General features: G+C 40.8%; 4 protein-coding genes and 1 riboswitch. All 4 genes read left to right on the plus strand.

Annotated features, from left to right (window positions below; all coding sequences use genetic code 11):
- The first annotated feature begins 371 nt into the window (after positions 1–371).
- Positions 372–447: riboswitch (cyclic di-GMP riboswitch) on the plus strand.
- Positions 448–684: 237 nt separating this feature from the next.
- The 4 genes from G622_RS0110580 (at position 685) to G622_RS0110595 (ending at position 11,681) form a co-directional block, all read left to right on the plus strand.
- Entirely contained in the window at positions 685–2,418 is a 1,734-nt protein-coding gene (locus G622_RS0110580; RefSeq protein ID WP_026510702.1) for a methyl-accepting chemotaxis protein, read from the plus strand.
- A 406-nt stretch (positions 2,419–2,824) separates the two neighbouring features.
- Complete coding sequence (locus tag G622_RS24620) at positions 2,825–9,091, plus strand: family 43 glycosylhydrolase (protein ID WP_049945795.1); 6,267 nt, start codon at positions 2,825–2,827, stop codon at positions 9,089–9,091.
- A 173-nt stretch (positions 9,092–9,264) separates the two neighbouring features.
- Positions 9,265–10,479 carry a response regulator transcription factor gene (locus G622_RS0110590; RefSeq protein WP_026510703.1) on the plus strand — a complete coding sequence of 405 codons (1,215 nt, stop codon included), beginning with the start codon at positions 9,265–9,267 and terminating at the stop codon, positions 10,477–10,479.
- Positions 10,480–10,598: 119 nt separating this feature from the next.
- On the plus strand, positions 10,599–11,681 hold the full coding sequence (locus tag G622_RS0110595) for an ABC transporter substrate-binding protein (RefSeq protein ID WP_026510704.1): 1,083 nt from the start codon (positions 10,599–10,601) through the stop codon (positions 11,679–11,681).
- The last annotated feature ends 10 nt before the right edge of the window (positions 11,682–11,691 follow it).

Genomic DNA, 11,691 nt, shown 5'->3' on the forward strand with positions numbered 1-11,691 from the left:
TTGTGTAGATTCTGCATCGGAAGGCTTAAAAATTTATAAATAGCTCTAAAAATTATTATTACTATGCAAATATGTGAATTTAGAATTTTTTTATAAATACTGCCCTGATTCTGTAAGAATAGTAATTGACGCTAATATTGTTAGTATATGATAACGTCACAGATAAGGCAATTACAGAAAGACAGGGAAGCATGGGCCGGATTAATTTTGTTGTCTAAAGTTAACATAGTAAAAATTTTATATAAATTTTATACATTTTTAACAAATAGATAGTAGTTTTAGGGTAACACATGTAACATATGGTAGAAAAATTAAATCCTATATAATATTTTATTGCACAAGCTAATACTCTCAATTATAATTCCAATTTGTAATATTCAGGGCAAAGCAGGTGAAAGCCTGTGGCGCAAAGCTATAGGGACTTTAAAATGTCAGCCAGTTGCATCTTAAATACTAAGATTTGAAGCATGGGACATGATTCCATGCTTTTTTTGCTTTTTAAGAGATTATTCTTCTTGAAGCAAAAATGTATCGCGGTAGAGTTATCCTGCCTGCAAAAATCTGGTCACATGATTATATGTGGCTATAACTACTTGCGTTATAGAAATGCCGTTACTGTTTCTATAAGGCAAATGCACCGTTTTTTTTATTCAAGATTGCAAATGACAATCGGAAAGGTATTTTATGAACACAAAAAGTAGAAACATGGTCCGTCGTATTATTATCATAGCCTCTATCCTTGCACTGCTTATGTCATTTTTCATAGGCCTTATTGGCTTTAATCATATTAAGAAGGCTTATTTCACTTCCTTCCAGGAAGGCTTGCATGCTGCAGCTATCCTTTTGGAAGATGAATTATCCAATCAGATTTCAGGAGACTGGACATTGGGAGAAGATGGTCAGCTCTTAAAGGGTGAGACACCTGTACATGATTTGTATCAGGGACAGCTTGATGAACTTAATAGAAAGACAGGTATGCACTATACTGTATTCTTTGGTGATACACGTTATATTACTTCACTTAAAGATGCTGAAACAGGGGTGCGTATGGAAGGCACTAAGGCATCAGACGTTGTAGTAGATGAAGTATTAAGAAAAGGTGATGAGTATCTTGCTGCTAATTTTGAAATCGCAAATCAGAACTGGTATGCATATTATCTTCCTCTTAAAAACGCTGATGGCTCAGTTATTGGTATGATTTTTGCCGGCCGTGATACAACAATTGTTGACGGTAACATGAGAGCTGCAAGTTTAGCAATAATAGCAACATTTTTGATATTCTTTGTATTTAATCTTATAGTTGCACGTATTCTTATCACAAAAACTTCAAATTCCATCAAAGACATCACAGATGGTCTTAAGAAGCTGGAAGATGGTGAGCTTTCATTCTATATTGAAGATCGTACATTTAACCGTAAGGACGAGCTTGGTGTTATTGCTGCAAGTTCAGCGCAGGTTCGTGACAAGCTTCAGGATGTTATCAGCGCTACAAAGAAGCTTTCTGAAGATGTAACTAAGTCAGGTGAGACTCTTGCAAGTTCAGCAGAGTCAGCTTCACGTGTTGCAGAGCAGGTTACATGCGCTGTTGAAGATATCAGTCGCGGAGCTGCTTCACAGGCTGAGAGCATGGAAAGCTCTGTAAACAATACAAATGAGATGGGTGACAGTATCGATGAGATTACAGATAGAATCGAGAGTCTCTCAGCTGCTGCAGATGAGATGTTAACAGGTGCAAATCGCACAGTTGATACACTTAGCGATCTTATGAATAAAAATGAAGATGTTATGACATCCATGAAGGATATCAATGATCAGATTCGTCTTACAAATGATTCAGTTATGGACATTGCCGAGGCGTCAAATGTGATCACAGAGATAGCAGAGCAGACACATCTTCTTTCTCTTAATGCAACAATAGAAGCTGCAAGAGCAGGAGACTATGGTAAGGGATTCTCAGTTGTTGCTTCAGAAATCGGTATTCTTTCTTCAGAGTCAAAGAAGGCTGCTGTTTCAATCAAGCAGATAGTTGAGACTCTTGTAGCAGAATCAAAAAAGAGTGTTGAGACTATGCAGAGACTTGGCGAAAGCATGCAGGAGCAGAACGCACAGCTTACATCTACAAAGGATGATATGGATGTTGTTGTATCCAATGTAAATAACGTTGATAACTCAACCAGAATGATTTCTGAAAAGATTCATCTCCTTAACCAGCTTAAGGCAAGCTTTACTGATATTATTTCAGAGCTTTCAGCTATTTCTCAGCAGAATGCAGCATCTACTGAGGAAACAAATGCTTCAATGGAAGAGCTTAATTCTACATTTGCGCTTATAAGCAATGCGGCTAATGATCTTCGTGATATGGCTGAAACACTTAATGAGAAGATGGATTTCTTCTCACTTGAGAAAATGTCAGCATGAACGTTATAGCTGTTAAATATTCATAGTAAGCACAAGGATATAATTATGGAAAGGTATGGCTTCGGTCATACCTTTTTGAATGCATTCTTTTTATATCTATATCATAGATTTAACTGTACAAAAAACTATAAAAAATAGTCCAATATTTATAATTACTTTACCTATATGTGATGTTAGAATATCAATCGATAGTTCTTTCAGATTATTTGAGCAGAAAAAGAGCACTTGACGAGGTATTTTTGGGTCTGGTGTGGGGGTATAAATATAGTTTAATATGGCTGTAACAGCTCTAAATGCGCATAAAGTGTCCTCATGAAGTTAAACGGTTAACCAAGATAAGAGGCTTTATTTATTACAAATAAAAAAGGAATGTATGAAAAAAGAAAAAGTGAAAGGGGGTTTCACAATGAGAAGAAACAGTAGGTTTCAATCATTGGCGCTGGCTGCGGCTCTTACGATGCAAACGATCGGCGCGCCGGTGGTTCATGCTGCTGAAGATGTACAGCAGGTGTCTGTACCTACCGAAGCAGAAATGACAGAAGATCAGACAGAGGAGGATGCAGGTAAAGATAATCAGAGCCTGGAGGGTCAGGCAGATGAAGGAACCGTAACTGACGATAAAAGCGACGTAGGGGAAAGTGAGGCAGAGAATAATAATACAGATAGCAATATCAAAGAGGATAATGTTGCAGATAATGTAGAAACGAACAATACGCAGGATACTGCAGATGAAGTAAATAATGGCAGTAAAAACGAGACTTCAGAAGATGCTAATGGGGATAACAATTCTGATAGCAGCGCGGAAGAAGGTAATCAGACTGTAACTGAAGAGAAGACAGATAGTACGGAAAAAGACAGTTCTGAAGGAGACACAGTTGAATCTGATAATGGCGCAGCTGAAAATAGTGGGGATAGTGAAAACGGAAGTGATACAGCTAAAGAAGCAGATAGCGTTACTGAATCAGATTTAGATGGAGCTGCAAATCCGGAAAATAATGAAGATGCCACTTATAAGGATGCTGACAGCGCTCCGGCTGATACTGATAAAGAAGATACAGTTATTCCCGAAGCTGATGGGGAAGATAATCCAGAAAACAGTGTTGAAAGTGAATCCGAGACAGAGGATCCAAGACAGGGAGATGTCGAAAACAGAGGCAATCTTATCTGGACTGTAGATATGAATGATCTGTCTCAGTTCGATTTATATACAGGTCCCAATGAGGGTAGCTGGTCAGCTGCAGACAATATTGCAAGAATTGATGGTGGTAATGGTAATAAGGCTATTTCCAAGAGACAGGAGTTTACCGACTTTGTATTAGAAGCTGATGTTACTGTTGAAAAACAGGCAGATTTACCTGATAAATCCAGTGCTCAGGGCGGTATTTTGTTCAGAGCTTCAAAAGGTACAAATAGACAAAATGATGGCTACTTTGGTTATTATCTCGGAGTAAATGCAAGAGGTAAAGAGCTTATTCTCGGAAGATGCTCAGGCAATAACTGGCATGAGATAGCAAAGCAGAAAATGGATGCGGATTTTGGGAAAAGCTATCACCTTACGGTAGTTGCAAACGGATATAATATCACTTGTTACGCTGATTATGAAGGGGAGAATCTTGCCACCATTTCCGTAAAGGACAGCACACATCAAAGTGGCGGAATAGGAATGAGAAACTGGCTCTCCCATGCAAGCTTCAGGAATCTTGCAGTAAGTGAGTACAAGGAAGAGACAGATGAGGAAATTCTTGATGAACAGGCAGCTAAAGAATACCTTGAACAGGCACTTGATGAAATAAGTATTCCGGCTGCTGATGCGATAAGAGGGAATATCACACTCCCGTCTAAAGCAGGAAAAGCGGAATTATCCTGGGAATCTGATAACGAAGAAGTTATAAGCTCCAAGGATGTTTCACAGGAAGGATATTATGATATCCCTGCCGGTGTTGTAAAAAGAGGCGCACGGGATGAAAAGGTAACACTTACGGTAACGGCTACTTTATCAGGAGTGTCACTTTCAAAAGATATTGAAGTCAATGTCCTGGCAAAGGAAGCCCGGGACGAAAACTATGTGGGATATCTTTATGCTCACTTTAAAGAGATACCCGGTCAAAAGGGCGAACAGGATATTTTTTATGGAATAAGTGAAGATGGTCTTAACTGGACAGCACTTAACGGTAATGAAGCAGTTCTTAAATCAGACGTAAGTGATAAGGCAACAAGAGATCCTTATATAATCAGAAGTGCTGAAGGGGATAGATTTTTCCTTCTTGCTACAGATCAGGATATATATAAATATGGAAATAACATTCCATGGGACAGATTATCAACTCAGGGCAGCACGGCGCTTACAATCTGGGAATCCACTGATCTTATACATTGGACAAATGAGAGAAATGTTGATGTAGCAGGTTCTATAGATGGAGGATGTGCATGGGCACCGGAAGCAATATATGATGAGGCAACCGGAGAATATCTTGTTTATTGGGCAAGCAAAATCGCAGCCGATAATTTTGCCAGACAGTATACATTTGTATCAAGAACCAGAGATTTTTACACGTTTACAGAGCCTGAGCTGTTCAACGATTTTGGCAGCAATATTGATACTTCCATGCTTAAAGTCGGAAACGATTATTACAGACTTACCAAAATGGAAGATGGCATGTATGTGAGACTGGACAAGGCATCCGGAAAGCTTCGTTCCTATGGTGAAGCTGTTACTACAAAAAATATCGGTAGTCTTACATTTAATGTTGTAGGCAACAATTACAGCTACATAGGCAACACAGGAAGTGGCTGTCTTGAATCCTTCAGAGGTAACTATGAAGGCGGCACCATGTTCAAGTTTAATGACAGAGATGAATGGTGCGTAATGCTAGATGAGTATGGCGGAGCTGCCAGAGGATATATTCCTTTTACCACGGACGATCTTAACAGGCCAAACAGGATTCATGTGCTTGATGAAAATCAGTACACAGCCCAGGAAGGCTGTAAGCATGGAGTTATCCTGCCTGTAACTGCGGCGGAATATGATGCATTAGTTAAAACCTATGGTGTAGAAAAGGGTCAGCTTGCAGCTATGGATAAGCAGGATGATCCGGTAGCTGAGTATGACTTTGAAAATGCTGATGGAACCAGGGTTATAGCAAACGGAAAAGATTTAGGGCTAACTCTTAGCGGAAGTGCAGAACTTAAGGCAGATGCTGAAGCAGGTAATGTTCTATATCTTGATGGCTCGGACGATTGCTATGCAAAGTTTGAGGATGGCATTTTTGATGCTATGAACGAACTAACCATCAGAATGGATGTTAAGGCTGAACGTGCAGATGTACAGAGCATGGTTGCCGCACTTGGAAGTGGAGCAGATAAACATCTTTATATGAGAGTGAATAATGATGAGACATCTGCAGGCTCCACTACAAGTGGTGTAAATGGTATTAAGTCTGTAAAGAGCAGTAATTATGGAACTTATGGCAGATGGGTCCATCTGGATCTTATTGTAAAGAATAATGATCTGACTTTCTATGCAGATGGATTTTTGGTTGGAACGGTCAAAAACAGAAATATATCTGAGCTTGGGCGAGAACTTTCATTGTATCTTGGAAAATCTTTTGCAGGTGGAAGAAATTTCAAGGGAAGTATCGACAATGTCAGGATTTACAATAAAGCTCTGACATTGGAAGAACTGAACGCCAAAGAAGCCAAGGCATTTACAGTAAAAATCGAAGGCGAGAGCGGAACAGTTACCGGAAAAGCTAAAGTTGTTGACAGAGGTGATTCATCAGGCGGACGCAAGATTGGTTATATCGATGATACATCATCAACGGTTACCATGAAGATAAATGCTCCTCATGATGGTACTTACAGAGTTGAAATTGCTGCAGATGGTGATAAAGGTGCATTTCCTAATCCTTCACACAGATATTGGGTAAACGGAGATGAAGAGCATGCTGAGATTGTAGAATATAAAAATGCTACAAACTGGGATATATGGTCTTTATACAGTGTTTATGTGGATTTGAAGGAAGGCGAGAATACATTTACCGTATCTCACTCCGGACGTGAAAACAGTTTTGCAGAGCTTGATTATATTGTTTTCCATGCTGTAGAAGTACCTGGATACGAGCTCATGGTTGGTGATAGAGCCATAGAAGGTTTTGATAAGAAAAAACAGGTATACAGCGTAGATGTAGATGATTTTTCAGATATTCCTTCAGTATCGGTAAAGTTTGATGAAAATGCAGATGACAGCTTTAAATCAAAGGTTACCCAGGCAACTGCTGACAGACCGGAGAGCTATATCACAGTTTATAGTGATGAGGATCCATCATATGTGAATAAATACACTATCCGTTTTAACACATCGGATTCCTTTGAAAGTTCACTGGTGAATTATGGTGCAGATCCCTTTGTGACATATCATGACGGATACTACTACTATGTGCGTATGGGACGAAATGACACCGGAATATGGGTAACAAAAGCTGCTGAACTTTCAAGAATCGGTAAAGTTGAACCTGTATGTGTGTACATGCCCTCAGGAGATCAGCCCTCAAGAGAGCTTTGGGCGCCGGAAATACACTTCATAGACGGTAAATGGTATATCTACTACACAGCAGGTCAGGGCGCCAATCACAGAATGATGGTACTTGAGAGTGTAACGGATGATGCTCAGGGTGAGTATATTTACAAAGGGAAAATTAACCCTGAAACAGACAGATGGGCCATTGATCAGACAGTTCTTTCACTTGACGGACAGCTATATGCGATATGGTCAGGCTGGGACGGATTTGTTGATGGTGAGCAGAGACTATATATTGCGAAAATGGAGAACCCATGGACGATTTCAGGTGACAGGGTAGAGCTTTCAAGACCTGAATATAAGTGGGAAGTGAATGAGCATCCTACTATCAATGAAGGTGCAGAAATTGCAATAGCTCCTGACGGAACAGTAAATATCGTATATTCAGCAAGCGGATCCTGGTCAGATACTTATTGTCTCGGATTACTGACACTTAAGAAGGGTGCAGATCCTATGAAAAAATCGTCCTGGATCAAATCCTCCAAGCCAATATTTGAGAAAAATGATAGCACTACATTTTCTACAGGACATGCAAGCTTTGTAAAGTCACCGGATGGAACAGAGGATTACCTGGTATTCCATGCAACAAGATTCCCGGGTGGCGGTTGGAATGGAAGAGGTGTAAGGGCGCAGAGAGTATACTGGCTTGAGGATGGAACACCTTTCCTTGGCACATCAGCAGAATATACAGATAAAGTAAAGATGCCTTCCGGAACAAAGAAGGTTGTATATCATAAGTTAGAAGCTGAAAATGCAGAGCTTACCGGCCTTTCAAGTACAGAAACCTATAACTCTTCATCAAATGCCTGCGTACATGGGCTGACAGATGAGAGTAAAACAGCAGAGTTTACCTTTGATGTAGAAGAAGCCGGAGAATATATGCTTTATGTCGGTGCTTCAGCAGATGTAAATGATGCGGCACTTAAAATCAGTGTTAATGGAGATGAGTACGAGAAAACAATTTACAATTTTAATGCTAATTCCGGTTCAAGACTGTGCGTAGACAACTGGTTTGGTTATGAACAGAAGATTAGCCTTAATGAAGGAAGTAACACCATAGTAGTATCCGGAGTGAGTGGAAAGGGAACAGCGGCACTTGATTATATTGAGTATTGTAAGCTTGAAGATGCCCTTGCTCCAAATCCCGCACCTTCTGCAACACCTGAAGAACCTGAAACGCCCGGAACAGAGCCAGAAACACCAGGAACAGAACCTGAAACACCCGGAACGGAACCCGAAGCTCCCGGCACAGAGCCTGAGATACCCGGAACGGAACCCGAAGCTCCCGGCACAGAGCCAGAAGTACCCGGAACAGAACCCGAAGCTCCCGGCACAGAGCCAGAAGTACCCGGAACAGAACCAGAAACACCAGGAACAGAGCCAGAAGTACCCGGAACAGAGCCTGAGACACCCGGAACGGAACCAGAAACACCAGGCACAGAGCCAGAGACACCCGGCACAATTCCGCAGACACCGGAAACGACACCTCAGGTTCCAGGAACAACTCCGCAGAATCCCGGCAATGTGGTTAAGCCCGGTAATTCCGGCACACCCTCACAGGTAGTACCGTCAAAGCCTGAAAATCCGATTCAGACTAAGCCTGTAGAAACTAAGGCTCCAATTGTAGAGAATTCGGCACCGGTAGTTCATAGCACAGGAGAGTCTGTTGTGGCAGATGGAGCATCTTACACGATTACTTCCACTGATGATGGACAACAGGCAGTCAGCTATAACAAGCCTGAAAATGCAGATGCAATCAGAGCAACGATTCCGGCAACCGTCACAATTGATAATGTGGAGTACAAGGTAACTGAAATTGCAGCAGGTGCTTTCAAGGGTAACAAGAATCTGAAAAAGGTTACAATAGGTTCAAATGTAGAGAAAATCGGTAAAAAGACATTCTACAAATGCAAAAACCTGAAGAATGTAACAATTAGCAGCAAGAAGCTTACAAAGAAATCTGTAGGTAGTAATGCATTCAAGGGCATTTCTTCTATGGCAAAGATCAAAGTACCTAAAAAAGTCCTGAAGGATTACACCAAGATTTTCAAGGCTAAAGGACTAAATAAAAAGACGCAGAGCGTTGTAAAGAAATGAATTTAAACTAATAATCAAAATTAAAAATGCAAGACGCTCATAAATAACCCCTCCTCCCAGGACTTCAGTAAAAATGAAGTCCTGGGAGCTATGTGGTTTGACCAGAGCACTTGACTAGGTCTTATCAAGTCTGGTGGAGTTTGTTTGAGCAGAGCGTTTGACGAGGAGAGCATATGAAATACAGAGCACTGGTAGCTGATGATGAACCTATGATCAGAAGAGGAATAATCAGTTTCCTTAAGGTTTATAGTGATTTTGAAGTAGTAGCAGAAGCAGAAGATGGTGAGATGGCCCTTGAAAAGGCAAAGACTACAGTTATTGATGTCTTTTTTGTTGATATAAACATGCCTTTTCTAAATGGACTGGATTTTATTAAGGAATTGAAAAAACTATATCCACAGGCACTGGTCGTAATAATAACAGGATATGACCTTTTTGAATATGCAAGAAAAGCTGTGGGGCTTGGTGTTTTTGATTATATAGTAAAGCCTCTGATGGAGGATGTTTTCGACGATCTTATAGGCAGAATCAGGGTGGCACTTAGTGACAGAAGCTCTGAAGAGATGGAGAAAAAATATCTGGAATGGGCTAAGGATAAAATGAATGAAAGCAGAGAACTTCTGATTTCAGAGCTCATGAAAAAGATTATTGACGGCAGACTTATTGAAGATGAGATCAGGCAGGAATGCGAATATCTAAATCTTGAATTGCCTTATGAATATTCGCTTATTCTGTTTAGAATAGATACTAAACCTTCCGAGGAACTAAGCAGCAGTTGGAATGATGATCTGTTGTATTTTGTATCTGAAAACATAGCATTGGAGATGTTTGCATCACTTGCTCTGGAAAGTAAGTGCCGTGATGAATCCGGCAATCTGGTGCTCATAATCGGAAAAACCGATGCAGGAATTTTAGATGAGAAGATAGAGGAATATAAAAAGTGTATAGCAGGAATAATACCTGTGAAAGCAGTTGTGGAAACTATCTCCGGAATTGCACCTGGAACCATTACAAATGCTTATCAGGAAGCCCTTGCAAAAACTGAGGAAAACACCGGAATGTCCTCTATTATGGAATCAGTAATTGAATTGATTCAGGAAAACTATTCAAGAGAGGATTTCTCTCTTCAGGAGGCTGCAAGTGAAGTCGGACTTTCTGTAGCATACCTGAGCCGTATCTTCAGAAAAGAAGCCGGATGCACCTTCGTTGATTATCTGACAAATCTTAGAATGCGCAGAGCCAGCATACTTTTACAGGATGATTCCGTTAAAATTTACGAGGTCGCAGAAAAAGTAGGCTATTCTTCACAGCAGTATTTCAGCCTGGTATTCAAGAAAAAGCTTGGGGTAAATCCTATAGACTACAAACAATCGATCAAAGAGAAATAATGAAGAAAAACAAAAATCTATAAATTTATGTCAAATCAGTCTAAAGACTATTGAATCGCCCCAAGCTAAAATCATTCTTGTAAACAAACAAAGCCCGTCAGGGTAATAAGGAGGACAATATGAAGAAGAAGCTATTAAGTATGATCATGTGCACAACAATGGTTGCAGCAACGCTTGCAGGCTGCGGATCAAGCGCAGGAAACGCTGGGGAAACAACAAAAACAGAGACATCAACTGAAAAGACAGAGACTACTAAAGAAGAAACAACAGTTGAGGATACAGAGACTGCTACAAGTGCAGCACCTACAAGTAGTGAAGATGAAGAAGGCAAGCTGGTTGTTGGTTTTGCTCAGATAGGTCAGGAGTCAGGCTGGAGAGATGCTGAAACAATGTCAATCCAGACATATGCTGAAGAGCATGCAGATGAAGTTGTTCTCAAGTTCGCTGACGCTCAGCAGAAGCAGGAGAATCAGATCAAGGCTATTAAGAGCTTCATTGAACAGGATGTAGATGTTATCGGACTTGCGCCTGTTGTTGAGACAGGTTGGGATCAGGTTTTTGCTGAAGCACAGGATGCAGGCATCCCGATCATCCTTCTTGACAGAACAGCTGATGTAGATGATAGCCTCTATTCCACATTCATTGGTTCTGACTTCATCGAGGAAGGTAAAGTAGCTGCACAGCAGATGGCAGAGCTCATCGGCGGCAAGGGTAAGATCGTTGAGATCGAAGGAACTGTTGGTGCTTCTGCTGCAACAGACAGAAAGACAGGCTTTGATGATGAAATTGCTGCTAATTTCCCTGACATTGAGATAATTGCATCACAGACCGGTGATTTCACAAGAGCACAGGGTAAGGAAGTTATGGAGTCATTCCTTAAGTCCAATCCTGATATCGTAGGTGTTTACTGCCACAACGATGACATGGCACTTGGCGCAATCGAAGCTATTAAGGAAGCTGGTCTTAAGCCCGGCGAAGATATCAAGACTGTTTCAGTTGATGGCGTAAAGGGCATCTTCGAAGCAATGGTAGCAGGCGAAGCTAACTGCACAGTTGAGTGTAATCCTCTTCTTGGACCTCTTTTCTTCGAGACAGCAGCTAAGCTTAAGAACGGTGAAACAGTTGAAAAGTGGGTTAAGTCAGTTGACGGCGTATTCACAGCAGATACAGCTGCAGACGTAATCGACGGACGCGCATATTAAAAAGTAATAG

It is taken from the genome of Butyrivibrio sp. LC3010 (genome assembly GCF_000424385.1).
Lineage (GTDB): Bacteria > Bacillota > Clostridia > Lachnospirales > Lachnospiraceae > Butyrivibrio.